This window comes from Aquirufa beregesia (genome assembly GCF_011090385.1).
Taxonomy (GTDB): Bacteria; Bacteroidota; Bacteroidia; order Cytophagales; family Spirosomataceae; genus Aquirufa; species Aquirufa beregesia.
This window is the reverse complement of sequence record NZ_SEWW01000001.1, coordinates 711,110-730,001: the sequence shown is the minus strand read 5'-3', so window position 1 is coordinate 730,001 and position 18,892 is coordinate 711,110. Positions and strand designations below refer to the sequence as shown.

General features: G+C 39.5%; 15 protein-coding genes. 7 read left to right on the top strand and 8 right to left on the bottom strand.

Annotated elements, in window-relative coordinates:
* From EWU23_RS03210 to pdxA, 5 genes are all read right to left on the bottom strand, one after another.
* A complete protein-coding gene (locus EWU23_RS03210; protein ID WP_166228732.1) occupies window positions 1-2,436 on the bottom strand; it encodes a YfhO family protein in 2,436 nt (811 codons plus the stop codon).
* 8 nt (window positions 2,437-2,444) lie between these two features.
* Window positions 2,445-2,873, bottom strand: coding sequence for an FKBP-type peptidyl-prolyl cis-trans isomerase (locus tag EWU23_RS03205; RefSeq protein ID WP_166228730.1), 429 nt, complete (start codon window positions 2,871-2,873; stop codon window positions 2,445-2,447).
* 84 nt (window positions 2,874-2,957) lie between these two features.
* A complete protein-coding gene (locus EWU23_RS03200; RefSeq protein ID WP_166228728.1) occupies window positions 2,958-5,399 on the bottom strand; it encodes an endonuclease MutS2 in 2,442 nt (813 codons plus the stop codon).
* Window positions 5,396-6,322 (bottom strand): NAD(P)-dependent oxidoreductase, encoded by a 927-nt coding sequence (locus EWU23_RS03195; RefSeq protein WP_166228726.1) that lies wholly within the window; start codon window positions 6,320-6,322, stop codon window positions 5,396-5,398. Before EWU23_RS03195 ends, EWU23_RS03200 begins: the two co-directional genes overlap by 4 nt.
* 1 nt (window position 6,323) lies before the next feature.
* On the bottom strand, window positions 6,324-7,331 hold the full coding sequence (pdxA, locus tag EWU23_RS03190) for a 4-hydroxythreonine-4-phosphate dehydrogenase PdxA (RefSeq protein WP_166228724.1): 1,008 nt from the start codon (window positions 7,329-7,331) through the stop codon (window positions 6,324-6,326).
* A gap of 213 nt (window positions 7,332-7,544) precedes the next feature.
* Here pdxA and EWU23_RS03185 point away from each other — a divergent pair, with 213 nt between their 5' ends.
* From EWU23_RS03185 to EWU23_RS03165, 5 genes are all read left to right on the top strand, one after another.
* Window positions 7,545-11,405, top strand: coding sequence for a pyruvate carboxylase (locus EWU23_RS03185; protein WP_166228722.1), 3,861 nt, complete (start codon window positions 7,545-7,547; stop codon window positions 11,403-11,405).
* A gap of 1 nt (window position 11,406) precedes the next feature.
* On the top strand, window positions 11,407-12,153 hold the full coding sequence (locus EWU23_RS03180) for a phosphatidylinositol-specific phospholipase C/glycerophosphodiester phosphodiesterase family protein (protein WP_166228720.1): 747 nt from the start codon (window positions 11,407-11,409) through the stop codon (window positions 12,151-12,153).
* Between the two features lie 40 nt (window positions 12,154-12,193).
* A complete protein-coding gene (locus EWU23_RS03175; RefSeq protein WP_166228718.1) occupies window positions 12,194-13,096 on the top strand; it encodes a sugar phosphate isomerase/epimerase family protein in 903 nt (300 codons plus the stop codon).
* Between the two features lie 19 nt (window positions 13,097-13,115).
* Window positions 13,116-14,336: a TCR/Tet family MFS transporter gene (locus tag EWU23_RS03170; RefSeq protein ID WP_166228716.1), complete on the top strand. Its 1,221-nt coding sequence runs from the start codon at window positions 13,116-13,118 to the stop codon at window positions 14,334-14,336.
* An 86-nt stretch (window positions 14,337-14,422) separates the two neighbouring features.
* On the top strand, window positions 14,423-15,160 hold the full coding sequence (locus EWU23_RS03165) for an outer membrane lipoprotein-sorting protein (RefSeq protein ID WP_166228714.1): 738 nt from the start codon (window positions 14,423-14,425) through the stop codon (window positions 15,158-15,160).
* A gap of 138 nt (window positions 15,161-15,298) precedes the next feature.
* On the opposite strand, the gene EWU23_RS03160 is transcribed toward EWU23_RS03165, so the two are convergent.
* Genes EWU23_RS03160 through EWU23_RS03150 form a run of 3 tightly spaced genes read right to left on the bottom strand, consistent with a single transcriptional unit; the run spans window position 15,299 to window position 17,317 of the window.
* Window positions 15,299-16,219 carry a sugar phosphate isomerase/epimerase family protein gene (locus tag EWU23_RS03160; RefSeq protein ID WP_166228712.1) on the bottom strand — a complete coding sequence of 307 codons (921 nt, stop codon included), beginning with the start codon at window positions 16,217-16,219 and terminating at the stop codon, window positions 15,299-15,301.
* 3 nt (window positions 16,220-16,222) lie between these two features.
* Window positions 16,223-16,582: a transmembrane 220 family protein gene (locus tag EWU23_RS03155; RefSeq protein WP_166228710.1), complete on the bottom strand. Its 360-nt coding sequence runs from the start codon at window positions 16,580-16,582 to the stop codon at window positions 16,223-16,225.
* 18 nt (window positions 16,583-16,600) lie between these two features.
* Window positions 16,601-17,317, bottom strand: coding sequence for a tetratricopeptide repeat protein (locus EWU23_RS03150; protein WP_166228708.1), 717 nt, complete (start codon window positions 17,315-17,317; stop codon window positions 16,601-16,603).
* Window positions 17,318-17,513: 196 nt separating this feature from the next.
* Here EWU23_RS03150 and fsa point away from each other — a divergent pair, with 196 nt between their 5' ends.
* Both fsa and EWU23_RS03140 read left to right on the top strand, forming a co-directional pair.
* The gene (gene fsa / locus EWU23_RS03145; RefSeq protein ID WP_166228706.1) at window positions 17,514-18,173 is read left to right on the top strand and encodes a fructose-6-phosphate aldolase; all 660 of its coding nucleotides are present in this window, start codon (window positions 17,514-17,516) and stop codon (window positions 18,171-18,173) included.
* Window positions 18,174-18,181: 8 nt separating this feature from the next.
* On the top strand, window positions 18,182-18,853 hold the full coding sequence (locus EWU23_RS03140) for a cell division ATP-binding protein FtsE (protein WP_166228704.1): 672 nt from the start codon (window positions 18,182-18,184) through the stop codon (window positions 18,851-18,853).
* The last annotated feature ends 39 nt before the right edge of the window (window positions 18,854-18,892 follow it).

The window sequence follows — 18,892 nt, the reverse complement described above, 5'->3', positions numbered from 1 at the left end:
TTAAACTTTCTTTTTTCTATACTCTAATCCTAAGGACAATCCTAAGAATATAATCAATCCTATGGAGGCTAAACCATCTATTTTACCTCCAGTCTCCACGGATTCAGGGGCAAATTTGAATTCTATTTGATGTTTTCCTGCGGGAACCACCAAGGCACGTAAGACGTAATTAGCTCTTAGGTGGGGCACTTCTTTGCCATCTATGTAGGCCTTCCAATCTAGATTTCCTCGATAATAAATTTCTGAGAAAACCACTAAACCCGAAGCGCTTAATTGACTTTGGTAGCTCAATTTATTTGGGGCATATTGACTTAGAGTAATTTGTCCCGAAGTGGGAACTACCTGAAAATCACCCAGCCATTTTTTATCTTGATTTTCTAATACTACTTCTTGAGCGGGATTGATTTTTTCAATGGCATTCAATGCCTCATCTGCATTATTGGCCCATTGGATTTGAGAAACGACCCAAGCATTGCCTAATGCCGTTGGGTTTGTTTGAGCAATAGGTCTATTGCTCGAATCCATACCAATGACATATTTCGTATTCAACATGTTCAATACCGTCATTTGAGCTGGATTTCCTGCAAAATATTTCTCAATCAATTCTTGGTATCGACGAAGCTTAGCCCCATGATATCCGCCAATCGAATGATGGTAATAACTGGTAGTGGCATCGTTCATGAAAGAAACGGTCGAATTCAATACCCGGAATTGACTTTTGTCGGCTAAGATTTGCTGATCTGCAGGACTAGGTTCAATTTGCTCTTCTAACGTGCTTTTTGAAACAAAAAAATCTTTTCCAAAATAGCGTTTAGCAACAGGCGCCACATCCAAGACTAATAAAAATACTAAACCAAAAACCCAGATACTTTTTTTGACTTTTTCTAAAGTGCTGACAAATACCAAACCAGCAGCGAACAAGATGAAGAAGAAGCTTCTCCAGGCATCTGATGTAAATAAGGCAATACGATCTAGTCGGATGCTATTCCAAATAGCGGAGTTCAAATTGGCATCCTGTATTAATTGCATACCATCCTGAGGTCCTTTGAACGAAAGAAATACATCAGGTACTAAGGCCAAAATCAAACATAGTCCTGCTGTTAGGCCAAAGGAGATAAATAAGGCTTGCTTGATTTGTTGAAAGCTAGGTTTTTCTTTCGATAATTGAATCAATCCCAACATGGCTAAGGCGACCAATCCAAATTGTACAAAAGACAAGACCATGGTAATGGCTCTGAACTTATTGAATAGAGGAAAATAGTCGAAAAGAAAGCCATTAAAGCCGAAGTTTTTTCCCCATGAAAAGGTGGTAAACAATACCGTGATGAAGATAATCCACCATTTTTCTTTGCTTTTTACATACAGCGCTGCAAACAAAAACAAGAAGATGACCACAGCTCCAGCATATGCTGGTCCAGCCGTATAACTTTGTTCTCCCCAGTAGGTAAATCCTTTTTCCACAAAGCCCAAGGACTGTTCTTCTGGAATTCCAGCGTCTGTCATGGTTTTGAAGGTATTCGATTTCGTTCCTCCTAAATCGCCTTGAGAAGCGCCACCCATGAAATTAGGGATTAATAAAGTACCCGTTTCCGCTATTCCATAGGACCAATCGAATGCATATCCTTTATCCAATCCACCACCACGTGTAGCATTAGCTTTTAATTCAGAAGGTCCACGGGTGGTTTCTTTACTGTATTCATAATTATTCCATAAACGCATGGTATGAGTCCCTAGGGCTAAAACTAGTCCCAAAGCCATCAATAAACCATTGATTAACCAGCGTTTAAATTGACCCGTTTTGATTGCTTCACTCAGTAGATAAAGCTTGATAGTGCCTATGATGAAGAATAAATAATAGGTAATTTGAATGTGGTTGGCATATAATTCAAGGGCCATACCCAACGTGAAAATCGCTAAACCAAGCCATTTTCTTTGTCCCCAGCATAGTCGTAAACCTGCTAAAACCACGGGAGCATAAGCCAATGCCAATACCTTAGAGGTATGGCCTGCTGGTATGATGACCATGTTGTAAGTGGCAAAGGCGTAGGCAACAGAGCCTGCAAATCCTAAAATAGGCGAGATGCCCATAGCCCATAAAAACAGGTACATGCCGAGCAATTGTAAAAAAATCAGATTGACAGGGTTAGGTAAGATATTCGTAATCCAGCTACCTAAGTAGCTGGAGATACTATTGGGATAAGAGCCTGAAATCTGGTAAGAAGGCATTCCACTAAACATGGAATTGGTCCACCAAGCGTCTTGTCCCGTTTCATTTTTGAATTGAACACTTTCCCTTGCCGCGGCTTGCGCCTGCTGTATGTCGTGCTGAATCAATACTTTTCCCTCTAACACAGGGCCACAGTAAATAAATGCAATGACAACAAAGCCTAGAATAACTAATCCATGAGGCAAAAAGGAGCGAAAATCAATTTTCATGTTGGGGTTTATTTAATCGCAACTAATTCTAATTCAAACGTTAAATCTTTTCCAGCCATTGGGTGATTGGCATCTAAAGTAACGTGAGTATCTGTCAAGTCAGTAACTGTTACTTCCATGACATGTCCACCATCTTGGTGCATGTTTAAGGTAACACCTAATTCTACTGGGATGTGAGCTGGAATTTGATTTCTTTCTATGGTCAAGGTGTTTTCTGGAGAATGCTCACCATATGCTTCAGCAGCTGGAATCGTAATGGTTTTTTTCTCCCCAATAGCCATCCCAGTCACACCATCATCAAAACCTTTGATAACCATGCCTGAACCTAATTGGAATTCTAATGGGTTGCTTCCTACAGATGAATCAAAGATACTGCCATCGGTATGTTTTCCTGTGTAATGAACGGCAACTTGGTCGCCAGTTTTTGCAATAGACATAATGAATTGTTAAGTGTAAAAAATCAGAGACAAAGGTCAGTATTTTTTTTATTAATCGAGGTATGAATTTGGGAAGTTTTTAGGCTATTTCATCGTAATGACACTGATACCTGCACCTCCACGGTCGGCATGTTCATCTTGAACTTGCTTAATTTGGGCATAGCGTTTTAATTGTTCTCTAACCAAACTCCGTAATATGCCATCTCCTTTGCCATGTAATATTCGCACTTCGGGGGCCCCTAATAGTAGCACATCGTTGATGTATTGGTCCAATGTCACCCAGACTTCCTCACCTCTTTTGCCTCGTAAATCCAGCGTTAAGCTAAATTGAGCCATTCGGTCATTGATATCAATGCCTTTTAAAGGAGCTGTTTTTATTTTCTCCGATTTGGGAGCTTGTACTTTTTGTAAACGCTTTAATTTGATGGTAGAGCTGATGGATCCCAATGCCAGTAAAGCATCTTTTCCTTTGATTTCCAACACTTGTCCAATGGTTGGTTCACTTCCTCCATCTTGAATTGCTACCCAATCTCCCACGGTGATTGGACCACTAATAATCTTGACAACAGGATTCGAAATCGGTTTAGGTTTGACAGGGACTTCAATGAGTGATTTTTGAGCAAAATCATCCAGCTTCTCCCGAATTATTTTGGTTTCTTCCTTTCCTGCTGCCTTTTCTTTGATCTCTCGAATGGTTTGCTCAATGCGTTGGTTGGCTTCTTTTACCAATTGCTTGGCTTCTGATTTGGCCTTATTGATGATGTTTTTTTGTTCATCTTGCAAATGACTTTTCAACTGCTCATACTGCTGTTTGATGGCGTCTACTTGTTCATTTTGAAGACTAAGCCCCATATTTTTACTTTGCCAAATCTGCTTTTCAGTTTCAGTTTCCAACAATAGTTTATCGAAATCAACTTGCTTTTTACCCAATTTTTTTCGGGCATTTTCAATGATTCCATTGGGTAAGCCTATTTTTTGAGCAATTTCAAAAGCAAATGAACTACCAGGTTTCCCCATATCTAGTATGAACAGGGGTTCTAGATGGGCTGTATCATACCTCATGGCGGCATTGAATAAGCCTTCTTTTCTGTCAGCTAAGCTTTTTAGATTACCAAAGTGCGTATTGATGGCTCCATAGCAACCTTTCTCCGCCAATTTCTCTAAAATGGCTTCAGCTATGGCTCCTCCCAAGGAAGGCTCTGTACCTGTTCCAAATTCATCCACCAACACCAAGGTTTTAGCGTTGGCATGTTGGAGAAAATAGCGCATGTTGCTGAGGTGAGAACTGTAAGTACTTAATTCATTTTCTAGATTCTGTTCATCGCCCATGTCCAGAAAAATCTGTTGAAAGAATCCCATGCTGGAACCCTCTTCTATGGGCACCAAACAACCCGATTGGTATAGGTATTGCAATAGACCAACGGTACTTAATGTCACTGATTTACCTCCTGCATTAGGCCCGGAGACGACCATGAGTCGTTTCTTTTCGTCTAAATGAATCGACAAGGGCTTAATTTTTTTACCTATCTTTTCCAATGATTTTTCCAACAATGGATGACGGGCATTTCGCCAATCCAAACTAGGTTTTTCTTGTAAATGAGGTAAAATGGCTCGGTGTTCCTGAGCCCACATGGCTTTTGCCCGAATGAAATCAATTAATCCTAACCATTGCAACCATTGAGCCAGCATAGGGACCATGGGTCTTACTCGGTCCGATAAGCGAGAAAGAATTTGAATAATCTCTCTTTTTTCAGCCGACTCCAATGATTTAATCTCATTATTGGCTGTTAAGGCATCGGCCGGTTCTAAAAAGACGGTTTTACCGGTATCGGATTCATCTTGAACAAATCCTTTAATCTTACGTTTATGCTCAGCGGCCAATGGAATCACCATACGGCCGTTCCTGAGGGTCAATGAAAAATCCTTGGAAATCCAGCCTTGTTGTTGGGCTTGATTCAATAAACTATCTAGCTTCTTTCGTAAACCCTGCTCCTCCGCATTTTTCTTCCTTCTAATTTCTCCTAATTCCGATGAAGCGCTCTCTTTAATTTGTCCATTGGCATCAAACACTCGACCTAATTCTTGTAATACAGGCAGTAACTGCATGTAATCCTGATCCGATATTTCAGTGATTTTTTGAGAATATTGTCGGGTTAATTGATGTAATTCTGGGTAGCTTTCTGCATCCAATAAATGAAAGAATCGGATACATTGATATAGTACTTCTAATCCTCTTTGCCAATCTCTCCATTGATCTGCAGACAAGTAATTGCCTTCCAACGTTAAGGGTGCAAGCCAAGGACGTAAGTCATAGTAATCTACTTGCGGCCATTCTCCTCCACGTTCGGCCATCAATTGCTTCATTTCATGCACTTGATTGACCCACTGTTTCACCAAAGGAAATCGATTAGAAAAGCGCATTTTCTCCGCGAATTCTACTCCCATTTGGCTGAGACATGCCGCTTTGATGTCGGCCTGAACATGGCTAAAGCCTATTTTATCAGCTAATCCTTCGGGGTAATTCATGCAGTGTAAAAGGCTTTAATTTTGGCAAGCATTACCTCATTGATTTTTCGGTAACTTTCGTTTGTCCATCCAGCTACGTGTGGACTGAATAGGGTAGCAGGATAAGAACTTATTTGGTTAAAGAGCATTTTTTCGTCTTCTGACCAAGTATTGATTTTTTCATTGGGCAAAACATCTAAGATTAGCCCTTGGATTTGACCACGTTGTAATCCGGATAATAAGGCGGGCAATGGACTAATCGCACCTCGGGAACTATTAATGAATACAATGGGCTTTTTAAACTGAGAAAGCCATTGTTCATTGACCATGCCACGGGTTTCCTCCGTTAAGGGAATATGCAATGAAACGATGTCTGCTTGATTAAAAATATCCTGCATTTCAGCACTATATCTACTGACAGGCTGGTATTTGTCATAAGCTAATATGGTTGATCCAAAGCTGCTCAACCTACTTGCTACTGATTGCCCCATGTGCCCATAGCCAATGATGCCAATGGTTTTTCCAGAAATCTCCCAGCCTCTATTTCCTTCTCTATCCCAGATTCCTTGTCGTACCTCTCGGTCGGATTTATGCAAATGGTGAGCGAGACTTAATAATTGTCCAATGACATGTTCGGCCACGGCTTCTTTGTTTCCTTCATTGGCTGCAAATACGGCAATATTTTGCCGATTGGCGGCATCCAAATCGATCAAATCCAATCCTGCACCTGCTCGGGCAATGAACCGAAGTGAAACAGCTTTTGCCAGAAATGGAGCATCTATTTTGAGTTTGCTACGTACCACTAATCCTTCAAAATACTCAATTTGTTGGAGTATTTTCTCTTTACTCCAAGTACTTCCATCCACCACAGAGAAATTCATAGCCTCCAAGCCTATGGCCATGGATTCATGTACTTCGTCGATGATCAGGACTTGGGCGCGCATATTATGCTTGCATTCTATTTTTTACTAAATCAAGGGCCAAAAAGATGGCATGCATGAAGGAACTTGGATCTGCTTCATTTTTACCAGCAATATCATAGGCTGTTCCATGGTCTGGGGATGTTCTAATGATAGGAAGACCCGCAGTGAAGTTGACACCTGTATCAAAAGCAATGTATTTGAATGGAATCAACCCTTGGTCATGGTACATTCCTAAAACGCCATCAAATTCTTTGAATTGTGCTTTACCAAAAAATCCATCTGCCGGATATGGTCCAAACACTAAATTCCCTTTACTTCTAAACTCATCGATGACGGGTTGAATGATCTCTAATTCCTCTTTTCCTAAAAGTCCAGATTCTCCTGCATGAGGATTTAAACCCAATACCGCCAATTTAGGCTTATCGATGGAGAAATCTTCTTTCAAACTCTTTAAAAACAAGCTGATTTTATCTTTAAGCAATTGAGCATTAAGTGCATTGCTTACTTCTTGCAAAGGCAAATGACCTGTAGCAACGCCCATACGAAGGTTGTCACTGACCATCATCATCAAGGATGATTTAGCGTCAAATCGTTCGGTTAAATATTCGGTATGTCCAGGAAATGAGAATTCCTCAGACTGGATGTTGTGTTTATTGATTGGCGCGGTTACTAAAGCGGATAATAGTCCCCGATCTAAATCTTTAATGGCCAATTCTAAACAATCAAAAGCCGCTTTTCCTGCCTCTTGCGTCACTTTTCCAGGTTCTACTAGTGTGTCTTTGTCGTCCCAGGCTTTCACTAAATAACTCTGACCTTCAATAGCCTGATTTAAGTTATCTATGGTTTTAATGGACCAATCTTTTAGTTCTAATTTTTGACGATAGAAATCCAAGACCTTTTGGGAACCATAAATAACAGGAGTACACCATTTCAAAATTCTTGGGCTACCCAATGCTTTTAAAATGATCTCTGGACCTATGCCATTATAATCACCTAGGCTAATACCAATCAAAGGTTTATTTGTGTTCATGCTTCAAAAATTCAGCCTGCAAGTTAAGAAATTTCGAGGGAAGAGGGCTTGATTTTTTTTATTGGCCCTATTTCAGAAAATAATCTATCGTCAAATTGGTAACGAACCCTACAATTATTGTAAATTTTTAATATTCGGCAAAGAAAATGGGCTAATTAATGCAAAAATGCCAATTATTTTAGCATTTTTGTTAGAATGCAATAATTGAAGATAATGCCAAAGTCATACGTAAGAAAAATTTCTAGTCTCCTTATCGCCAATCGTGGTGAAATCGCTATTCGTATCATGCGTGCTGCCTCCGAGTTGGGGATTCGGACTGTCGCTGTTTATACCTTTGAAGATAGGTACTCATTACACCGGTATAAAGCGGATGAAGCCTACCAAATTGGTAAAGATGATGAGCCTTTAAAACCCTATTTAGATTACGAAGGATTAATTGCTTTGTGTAAAAGTAAACATATCGATGCAATACATCCAGGATATGGATTTTTATCGGAGAATGTCAACTTGGCTCGTCGCTGTAGAGAAGAGGGTATTGTTTTTGTAGGACCTTCACCCGAAGCTATGAGTGCGTTAGGAGATAAAGTAGCAGCTAAAGTAGCAGCTATGAAGGCCAATGTACCTATGATTCAAGATTCCAAAGGAGATTTATCGGTCTATTCTTTGGCATTGTCAGAAGCTAAACGTATCGGTTTTCCTGTTATGGTGAAAGCGGCTGCTGGTGGGGGAGGACGTGGTATGCGGGTTGTTCGATTGGAAGAAGATTTAGAAAAAGCGTATAATGAGGCTCGTAATGAGGCTAAAAATGCCTTTGGTGATGAAACAATTTTCATTGAGAAATTCATAGATCAGCCTAAGCATATTGAAATACAATTATTAGGTGACCAGCATGGAAATTTGGTGCATTTATATGAACGTGATTGCTCCGTTCAGCGTCGATTCCAAAAGGTGGTTGAAATTGCCCCTTCTTTTGGTCTTAAAGATGAAACGAAAAAGAAATTATACCAATATGCTTTGTCTATTGGTAAAGCAGTCAATTACTACAATGCGGGTACGGTTGAGTTTTTAGTAGACCGCGATGAAAATATTTATTTCATTGAAGTAAACCCTCGGGTTCAGGTAGAGCACACGATTACTGAAGAAGTTACCGGAATCGATATTGTACGTACTCAGATATTAATTGCCCAAAATTACAAACTGTCTGATCCAGGTATTTATATCTTGTCGCAGGAAGATATTCCATTGAAAGGATTCGCTATTCAATGTCGTATTACGACTGAGGATCCATCCAATGGATTTAAGCCTGATTTTGGTACTATTATTGCTTACCGAAATGCCGCTGGTTTTGGTATTCGCTTAGATGAAGGGTCTTCTTATCCAGGGGTAAAAATATCTCCCTATTTTGACTCCATGCTGGTGAAGGTATCTGCCAAAGGAAGGACATTGCTTGGAGCAGCTGAACGTTTAAATCGTGCATTAACGGAGTTCCGTATTCGCGGGGTAAAAACCAACATTCCTTTTTTAAGAAATGTAATTTCCCATCCCATCTTTCAAAATGGGCAGTGTACGGTACAATTCATTGATTCACATCCTGAGTTATTTAAGTTTACCCCAACCCGGGACCGTTCTACGAAAGCCTTACGTTATTTAGGTGAGGTGATTGTCAATGGAAACCCGGATGTTAAGGTTAAACCAACTACAAGTTTTAGATCACCCATTATACCTTATTCTGATGCTTTGTCTGAATATCCAAAGGGCTACAAGCAGTTGTTGATGGAATTGGGACCAGAGAAATTTGCTAAGCATATTCGGGAAACCAAACAAGTGTTGTTTACGGATACCACTTTCCGGGATGGCCATCAGTCTTTATTAGCTACACGTGTTAGAACACAGGATATGTTGGCTGTGGCGTCTGGCTTTGCCAAATCATTCCCTCAATTATTTTCTATGGAAGTATGGGGAGGTGCCACGTTCGACGTAGCTATGCGATTTCTACAAGAATCTCCTTGGAAGCGATTGCAAGAATTCCGTCAGGCTATGCCAAACATGCTCCTTCAAATGTTATTCCGAGGGTCGAATGCCGTAGGATATTCAGCCTATCCCGATAATTTGATCGAGAAGTTCGTCGAGAAATCCTCTGAAGCGGGTATAGATGTTTTTAGAATTTTTGATTCGTTGAACTGGGTAGAGGCGATGAAAGTTTCGATTCGTGCCGTGAGAGAAAGAACCCCAGGTATAGCTGAAGCAGCCATTTGTTATACAGGCGACGTTTTTACGAATGAGAAGTATAATTTACAGTATTACTTGGATTTGGCTCGCCAATTGGAAGATGAGGGAGCACACATGTTGGCCATTAAAGATATGGCTGGTTTATTGAGACCATTCCAAGCTGAGTTATTAGTAAAAGAACTTAAAAAGGCAGTGGATATTCCTATCCATTTGCATACACATGATACCGCCTCCATTCAATCTGCTACCTATTTAAAGGCGATTGAAGCAGGAGTAGATGTGGTTGATGGTGCATTAGCTGCCATGTCGGGTCTTACTTCCCAACCGAATTTAAACTCGTTGGTTGCCATGATGCAGGGCCAAGCAAACCAAGATTTGCTGGATTTGGATGAGATGAACCAATATTCCAACTATTGGGAAGCAGTTAGAACTTGGTATACACCATTTGAGTCCGAATTAAAAGCAGGAACTGCTGAAGTATATGATAATGAAATTCCGGGTGGTCAATATACCAACTTACGTGGACAAGCTGTTGCCTTGGGCGTAGGGGATAAGTTTGAATTATTGAAAGACAATTATTCGGAAGCGAATAAGTTATTTGGTGATATTGTTAAAGTAACTCCTTCCTCAAAAGTAGTAGGAGATATGGCTATTTTTATGACGGCCAATTCCTTGACAGCGGAAGATGTGTATGCCAAAGGAGCGACCCTTTCTTTCCCAGAGTCAGTAAAAGATTTCTTCAAAGGAGGCCTAGGCCAACCTTATCAAGGATTCCCTAAGCAATTACAGGAAATCATTTTGAAAGGAGAGATTCCTATGGAAGGAAGACCAAACGATCATTTGGCTCCTATTGATTTCGATAAAGATTTTGTTGCTTTTCAAGCAAAATTCCCCGATAATGAAGGGGGATTCTATGATTACTTGTCGTATAAAATGTACCCGAAAGTATATGAAGACTACTACAAGAATCATCAAATTTATGGTGATTTAACGGCAATGCCGACACCTGCATTCTTCTATGGCTTAAAGCAGGATGAAGAAATCATGATTACAATAGAGCCAGGAAAAACGATTATCGTGAAATTCTTGCATATGTCTGAACCTGATGAATCAGGCTTACGCAATGTAACCTTTGAATTGAACGGTCAGGCTCGTCGAATTAAGGTATTGGACAAGAATATCAAAGTAGAACGACCTCAACATGTGAAAGCCTCTCAAAAAGGAGATATTGGAGCCCCATTGCAAGGTCGAATAAGCCGCATTTTGGTGAAACCAGGTGAAGAGGTAAAGAAAAACGCACCATTGTATGTGATTGAAGCCATGAAGATGGAATCCATTGTATCGGCTCCATTTGAAGGGATCATAGGAAATGTGGTTTTGCATGAAGGGACTGTGGTAGAACAAGATGATTTAGTATTAACCTTGGAGGAGGCTAAGCTACCTGAACCGAATGTAGAGGAATACTTATTTGTATATGGTACACTGCGTCGTGATTGCGGTAATGACTTACATCGATTATTGGCGCGTAATTCCGATTATATTGGTATGGCAACCTACCAAGGTCGTATGTATCAAGTTGCGGAATATCCTGGTATTATCGCATCAGATGATCAGAAAGATCAGGTAGTAGGGGAGTTGTATTTATTATCTAATACGATTAAATTATTAAGCGTATTGGATGAATATGAGGAGTTTGATGCAGATAAACCAGATAAAAGTTTGTTTGTCAGAACCAAAGTTCAGGTCCAATTGAATGGACAAGAAGTTGAAAGCTATGCCTATTTGTATAATAGACCTACTCAAGCCGATACGCAAATTGTTTCAGGTGATTATTTGAAGAAATAAGATGAAAATATTCTTTGGGATTTTATTTTGCCTTGTTTCCAGCAATTTGCTGGCTCAAAAAGCCTTGTTAAAGGCGCACGCCCACAATGATTATGAGCATACAAAACCATTCTATGAAGCATTTAATTTAGGCTTTGGTTCTATTGAGGCGGATGTTTACTCCATCAAAGGGGAATTGTTGGTGGCCCATGATGTCAAAGATGTCAAAGCAGATAGAACTTTGAAAACCTTGTATATTGACCCTATTGTCAAGGTTTTGACAGAAAATAAACAGGGTAATTTTCATCAATTCCTTATTGATTTCAAAACCAGCGCAGATTCTACCTTGCCTGTTTTGATTAAAGCTTTAGAGCCTCATAAAGATTTGTTCATTCAAAGAGGCCTAAGGATTGTCATTTCCGGCAATCGACCAGCGATTAAAAACTATGTGTTGTATCCCACTTGGATCACATTTGATGGCCGATCTACGGAGATATATCCAGTAGGATTGGGTAATTGGGTAGTTTTAGAGAGTGAGTCTTTATACAAATTTGGTGTTTGGAGCGGACAGGGGCCTATGAGTCCAGAATTGAAAGAAAAATTGAAAGCTTATGTCGACCGTGTACATGCTCAAGGGAGAAAATTACGCTTATGGGCTACACCCGATAGTTTATTAGGGTATCAAACTTTATATGATTTAGGCGTGGATTATATTGGGACGGATCATTTAAGTGAATTAGCCGATTTCTTGCGATTAGCCGTTAAGTAGAATATACAAAACCTTACCTTTACTCTATAAACCTACAACTATGATTAAGCGTCGGGAGTTTCTCCAGCAAAGTTCTTTATTGGCCATCATGGCTTCCTTTCCTGCTTCAGCGGCAGATTCGTCCTTCAAAATGGGGTATTCTGCCATTACTTGGGGAGGAAAAGATGATCAAGCCATTTTGGATATTGCCTCTTTAGGATTTAAGGGAATCCAATTGAGAGCCAATTCTTATACCAAATACAAAGACAACCCTCAGGATTTAAAGGCACTATTGGATGCATCTAAACTTCAATTAGTGATGTTTTCCAGTGGAAATGTGGAGATTGATCCTGCCAAAGTTCCAGCATCCATTGAGCAACACGTTAACCATGCGAAGTTTGTAAAAGCTTTAGGAGGAGATTCCATTCAATTAACGAATAGTTTACGTAAGAAAGGAGAAATGCCTAGTAAAGAAGATTTGCATAAGCTGGCTGAGGTGATGAATGAAATTGGAAGAAGAACGAAAGAAGTGGGTGTTCAGGCTACTTACCACAATCACATGAACCAGTTTGGAGAGACTCCAGAAGAAGTAGATACCCTAGTTAAGAGCATGAATCCAGCTTATCTACGTTTGTTGTTAGATGTGGCACATTACCATCAAGGAGGAGGCAAGCCAGCTGATGCTGTTTTAAAATACAAGAATATCATTCATTCGTTTCACATTAAGGATGTAGAGAGTCCTATCAAAGGGCAAGAATCCAATCCAGCGTCCTATAAGTTTGTAGAATTAGGACAAGGTAATGTGGATATGAAAGGAATTTTCACCAATATTCGTAAGATCAAGTTCAAAGGATGGGCTATTGTGGAATTGGATGGCGTACCAGATAAAGCGAAAACACCTTTGCAATGCGGTACAATCAGTCGAGATTTTTTACGGGATTCAATCAACTACAAGTTTGTATAAATGCCTCAATTAGTATAAAATGGCTCGTAAAAAAGGTTCGGCAAGTATTTTATTCATTTTCATTACGCTGGTTATAGATGTTTTAGGCATAGGTTTGATTGTGCCTATTATGCCTACTTTGATTTCTAGTTTTACTGGGGGTGATTTAAGCTCGGCTTCTCAATATTCGGGATGGATGATGGCTTCTTATGCCATCATGCAATTCTTGTTTTCCCCAGTTTTAGGAGGTTTGTCGGACCAGTTTGGACGTAGACCCATTATTCTAATTTCTTTATTAGGCTTTAGTTTAAACTATCTAATTTCAGCCATTGCACCTGATTTGATGTGGTTGTTTTTAGCGCGTATTTTTTCGGGTATTACAGGGGCTAGTTTTACCACAGCCCAAGCTTACATTGCGGACATTTCAAAACCAGAAGAAAGAGCTAAAAACTTTGGAATGGTAGGAGCGGCCTTTGGTATAGGATTTATTATTGGCCCAGCAGTGGGTGGATTTTTAGGAAGTTATGGTGTTAGAGTGCCTTTTTATGCTTCAGCCATTTTGACTTTGCTCAACGCCTTGTACGGATATTTTGTATTACCTGAGTCCCTAGCAGTAGAAAATCGTAGAAAGTTTGATATCAAACGTGCAAATCCGTTGGGATCATTGAAAATTTTCACCCGTTATCCCTTGATTACGGGATTAGTGGGGGGGTATTTTTGTTTGCAATTGGCTGGTCAGGCTCATCCAAGTACCTGGTCTTATTTTACGATGAAAGTGTTTTCTTGGACACCTACAGAAGTGGGATATTCCTTGGCTTTTGTTGGGGCTATTGTAGCTATTGTACAAGGAGGTTTGTCTCGTTTTATCATGCCTAAATTGGGGGATAAAAGAGCTATTTTGTATGGATTAATGATGTATGGTTTAGGTTTTTTCTTATTTGCCTATGCCACTAAATCCTGGATGATGTATGTGTTTATGGTTCCTTTTGGGTTAGGGGGGATTGCCGGACCTGCTTTACAGAGTATGATTACACAGCAAGTGGGCCCAGATGCACAAGGGGAGTTACAAGGCGGTTTAACTAGTTTACAATCCATCACCACCATTTTAGGGCCCTTAGTAGCGTCTAATTTGTTTGCTTATTTTACCTCTACTTCTGCACCCATTCAATTCCCTGGGGCAGCATTTTTTATTGCTGGAATTCTTGTATTTATTGGTTTAGCCGTCGTATTGTCTTCTATTTCTTCTAGAAAAAGGATTTAATTGATAATAGGTGTATTTGGGGGATAAGTGATTTTCATATTCTGGGTTATTCCTATAATTTTGAATTCAAATAAAAAACCCTAATCATGAAAAAAATCGTTTATCTATGGGCAATCATTGCCTTAAGTGTAAGTTCGTTTGTTGTTTCAGCTCAAAGTGTAGATGAAATTTTAGCTAAGCATCAAGAGGCTATGGGAGGGGCAGATAAGTGGAGTAAAGTTAAATCTCTTGTTCAAAATACCAAGTTTACCATTCAGGGTATGGAAATCCAATCTAAATCATCTATTCTAGTGGGGAAGGCCTTTCGATCGGAGATTGAAGTAATGGGGAATAAAATGGTACAAGTTGTGGAGGGTGAAAATGGATGGTGGATTCGTCCTCAAATGATGGGTGGTTCTGGTGAGCCTGAAGAAATGCCCAAGGAGATGATTAAAGTGAGTAAAAATCAAGAGTCCGTGGGTTCATTATTATTGACTGCCAAATTGGAAGGTAGCAAAATCGACTTGGTCAATAAAGAGAAGTTGGATGGTGCCGATGTTTATGTATGTCAAATTACCAAGAAGGACGGGGATGTGGGCACGGTCTATGTTTCAGCTAGTACCTACTTAATCTTAAAGTTTGCGGCTAAAGTGAACCTTGGAGGTCAATCAGTAGATACGGAATTAAAATTCTCGAATTATAAGGCAGTGGATGGTTTGTATTTTCCTTTTTCTATAGAAACAGCCAACCCTATGGGTGGAGGAACGATGCAAGTGGATACTACATCCATTGAAATCAATCCTGCTTTGGAAGCAGCCATTTTTGTTAAGCCAGGCAAAAAATAGGTCTTGATATAATATGATTCATCATGAAAACGCCGAGGATTTAAATCCTCGGCGTTTAGTTTGTAAAATCAATACATTTTAGAGGCAATTTCTCAGATATATTTCCGAGGATTTAAATCCTCGGCACCCTAGTCTCAATTAAGGCAAATACTGCTTGATATGATTCCGAGCACTTAAAATGGCCTTTTCAATATCTTCATCAGATCCCTCATAGGCTTTATCTTCCACTTCAATAACGATCGGACCACGATACCTCACATCATTTAAAGCAGAAATGAATTTTCCCCAATGGATATCTCCTAATCCAGGGATTTTAGGCGAATGGTATTCCAAAGGATTAGCTAAAATTCCTACTCGGTTTAATTTTTCAGGGTAAACCTTGATATCCTTGAGGTGAACATGATGCAATTTTTCTCCATAATGATAAATAGGATAGGTGTAATCCATCATTTGGAAGACCATGTGCGATGGATCATAATTTAATCCAAAGTTTTTAGATGGGATAATGCTAAATAATTGATCCCAAATTTTAGGCGTGGTCATCAAGTTTTTACCGCCTGGCCACTCATCGTCTGTGAAAAACATCGGACAATTTTCGATTCCAATTTTGATGTTCAGAGAATCTGCTAAGGCGATTATCTCAGGCCATACTTCGGTAAACTTGCCTATGTTATAGGCAACGTTTTTGGTATAATCTCGACCAACGAAAGTAGTAACAGTACTAATTCCTAAGACGGAAGCCGCTTGGATTATTTTTTTGATATGTTCCCGATAAAATAATGCTTGTTCTTCATTTGGATCCATGGGATTGGGATAGTATCCTAAGGCAGAAATCTTAACCGGATGAAGAGCTAATTGGGCTTTTAAGGTCAATAATTCTTCATTTGAAAGGGCATCTATTGCTATATGACTTACACCGGCATAGCGACGAGTATCTGCATTACTGGATGGCCAACACATAATTTCTACACAAGCAAATTGCTGTGCATGAGCAAAATCTAATACTTCCCACAATGTTTTATTGGGTAGAATAGCTGAAACAAATCCTAAATCAAGCATGTGTTAATTGTATTTTTTATCTAGAAAATAAAATGTTGCAAATGAAAATGTGGTAATCCATAGGCCAACTGCCTCACGGGCTAATTCTTGATTCATGGTTTTCATGCTCAAGCCATCCGTGATGAAACCTTCCCAAGCTGTCATTTCTACCCAAGTTTGTAGTCCAGCCACACCAGAAAGTATAAAAAGTACCACCATCAATTCGGAGTTTACTTTTCCAGATATAGCTCTAAAAGCGGTATAGGTGGGAATCAGGTAAACGGGTACCCATAATATTGGATCTGGGTCATTCAATTGCCAATAGGCAAATAAGAGGAATATGAGGGTAAATAAGATGCCTGAAATAAGAAATGCTTTGTTCATGTTGGTATGGTTTAGGTGTTATTCACAGAGTTTATGGACAGCCTCTTTGGCCCCTGGATAATTCATTTTTTTTGCTTGCTGAAAAGCTAGGCAAGCTTTTTCGCTCAATTTTTGTTGGTATAAACTTAATCCTAAGGCATAATAACCTTTGCCAAAAGTAGGATTAATTTCAACAGTTTTTTCAAAGTCCTTGGCCGCCTCTGTTAGGTTATTCCCTTGATAATGGATATTACCACGATTGTATAAAGCATTAATTTCCTTGGGGTTCTTAGCTAAGCAAGTAGTAAAATCAGCTAAAGCAAGTTTAGGTTTAGCTAAAGCAGCCCATACAATTCCTCTTTGTAAATAAGCAGAAGCCGAATCAGGGGCATTTTTAATGGCAATTTCTAAAGGAGCCAATGCTTTTTCCCATTCCGATTTTTCCATTCTTACTGCGGCTAAATTAAGCTGAGCTTGATACAAGGAGGGCTTTAATTCTGTAGCTTTGATGTAGTTGCCTTCTGCTTCCACGAATTTTTTCTCTTGGAAATCAATCACCCCCATCATATTATAGGCTTCTGCTGAACCAGGATTTTTGTCAATGGATTTTTTTAAAGCCTCTCTTGCAGAAACTAATTCACCCTTTTTTAAACGTGTTTTACCCTCTTCTAGCCAAGCATCAGATGAAGATGAACAAGAAGATATCAGGGTCAATAGGAGACAGCCCACTAAGGGCCAGTAATTTAGGAAACGCATGTTGATTAAAAGCATCACCAAAGTTAATGCCTGGCGCTAAAATATCGGTATGTATTTTGAAAAAAGGGGCATTTTTTATTATATTTGCAATGGCAAATTACCAGCTCCCGCTGAATCCCCCAGGTCTTGATCGAAGCAAGGGTAAGTTGGTTGTAGCGGTGAATTTGCCATTTTTTTGTTTAAACCAATTCTTCCCATGAAATTTTTTATTGATACAGCTAATTTAGAGCACATTAAAGAAGCACAAGATCTAGGTATTTTAGATGGTGTAACGACCAATCCATCCTTGATGGCCAAAGAAGGCATCAGCGGTAAAGACCAGGTTTTAAAGCATTATAAAGCTATTTGTGACATCGTTGATGGAGATGTTTCTGCTGAGGTAATTGCCACAGATTTTGCAGGAATGATTCGTGAAGGAGAAGAGTTAGCAGAGTTGGATGAGAAAATTGTCGTTAAAATACCCATCATTAAAGACGGTGTTAAAGCCCTCAAGTATTTTTCTGATCATGGTATTAAAACCAATTGCACTTTGGTGTTTTCAGCTGGACAAGCTTTGTTAGCTGCTAAGGCAGGTGCCACGTATGTATCACCTTTCATTGGACGGTTGGATGATATTTCTTACGACGGAATTCAATTAATCGAACAAATTCGATTGATTTATGATAACTATGAATTTGAAACGGAAATTTTAGCCGCTTCTGTTCGTCACCCGATGCACATCATTAATTGCGCTGAAGTAGGTGCTGATGTGATGACTGGTCCATTATCTGCTATTCTAGCTTTATTAAAACATCCATTGACAGATAGCGGTTTAGCTACTTTCTTGGCTGATTATGAAAAAGCAAAGAATAAATAAGCAATCCTATGGCCGTTCTATCTTTTGAAAATGTTACTATTTTGCAAGATGGTATCCCTACCTTGCAAAATATCAATTTGGAGATGAATGAGGGAGATTTTGCCTATTTAATCGGCAAAACAGGAAGTGGGAAAAGTACACTATTTCGCTCCATTTATGCGGAACTACCCATTGAATTAGGTGTCGCCCACGTTGCAGGTTATTCATTGAACGACATTAAACGTAGTGATGTGCCTTTTCTACGTCGTAAGCTAGGATTTGTATTTCAAGACTTTCAGTTATTGACAGATCGTAATGTCGAAAAGAACCTTTCATTTGTTTTGGAAGCCACAGGACATTCCAATCCAGACGAAATTCGTTTCAGAATAGAACAAGTTTTAGCTCAAGTAGGAATGAGCAATGCGATTCAGAAACGTGTACATCGACTTTCCGGAGGAGAGCAACAACGCATCTGTATAGCCAGAGCTATATTGAATAATCCTGTACTTTTATTAGCGGATGAACCTACTGGGCATCTAGATCCAGAAGTCTCCTTAGAAATTATGCAATTGTTTAAGCAATTGAACCAACAAGGAACGGCTATTTTGATGGCTAGTCATGACTATAATACCATGCGCCAAGTTTCAGGCAAATTCCTAAAATGCGAAGCAGGGAAAATCTTTCCCGTGGATAGCATATAGAGCCGAAGCACTGCTTCGGCTCTATATGCTATCATCTTT

Excerpts from the sequence above, each read along its gene's own strand:
- EWU23_RS03210 (WP_166228732.1), bottom strand. The coding sequence starts at position 2,436 with ATGAAAATTGATTTTCGCTCCTTTTTGCCTCATGGATTAGTTATTCTA.
- EWU23_RS03205 (WP_166228730.1), bottom strand. The coding sequence starts at position 2,873 with ATGTCTATTGCAAAAACTGGCGACCAAGTTGCCGTTCATTACACAGGA.
- EWU23_RS03200 (WP_166228728.1), bottom strand. The coding sequence starts at position 5,399 with ATGAATTACCCCGAAGGATTAGCTGATAAAATAGGCTTTAGCCATGTT.
- EWU23_RS03195 (WP_166228726.1), bottom strand. The coding sequence starts at position 6,322 with ATGCGCGCCCAAGTCCTGATCATCGACGAAGTACATGAATCCATGGCC.
- pdxA (WP_166228724.1), bottom strand. The coding sequence starts at position 7,331 with ATGAACACAAATAAACCTTTGATTGGTATTAGCCTAGGTGATTATAAT.
- EWU23_RS03185 (WP_166228722.1), top strand. The coding sequence starts at position 7,545 with ATGCCAAAGTCATACGTAAGAAAAATTTCTAGTCTCCTTATCGCCAAT.
- EWU23_RS03180 (WP_166228720.1), top strand. The coding sequence starts at position 11,407 with ATGAAAATATTCTTTGGGATTTTATTTTGCCTTGTTTCCAGCAATTTG.
- EWU23_RS03175 (WP_166228718.1), top strand. The coding sequence starts at position 12,194 with ATGATTAAGCGTCGGGAGTTTCTCCAGCAAAGTTCTTTATTGGCCATC.
- EWU23_RS03170 (WP_166228716.1), top strand. The coding sequence starts at position 13,116 with ATGGCTCGTAAAAAAGGTTCGGCAAGTATTTTATTCATTTTCATTACG.
- EWU23_RS03165 (WP_166228714.1), top strand. The coding sequence starts at position 14,423 with ATGAAAAAAATCGTTTATCTATGGGCAATCATTGCCTTAAGTGTAAGT.
- EWU23_RS03160 (WP_166228712.1), bottom strand. The coding sequence starts at position 16,219 with ATGCTTGATTTAGGATTTGTTTCAGCTATTCTACCCAATAAAACATTG.
- EWU23_RS03155 (WP_166228710.1), bottom strand. The coding sequence starts at position 16,582 with ATGAACAAAGCATTTCTTATTTCAGGCATCTTATTTACCCTCATATTC.
- EWU23_RS03150 (WP_166228708.1), bottom strand. The coding sequence starts at position 17,317 with ATGCGTTTCCTAAATTACTGGCCCTTAGTGGGCTGTCTCCTATTGACC.
- fsa (WP_166228706.1), top strand. The coding sequence starts at position 17,514 with ATGAAATTTTTTATTGATACAGCTAATTTAGAGCACATTAAAGAAGCA.
- EWU23_RS03140 (WP_166228704.1), top strand. The coding sequence starts at position 18,182 with ATGGCCGTTCTATCTTTTGAAAATGTTACTATTTTGCAAGATGGTATC.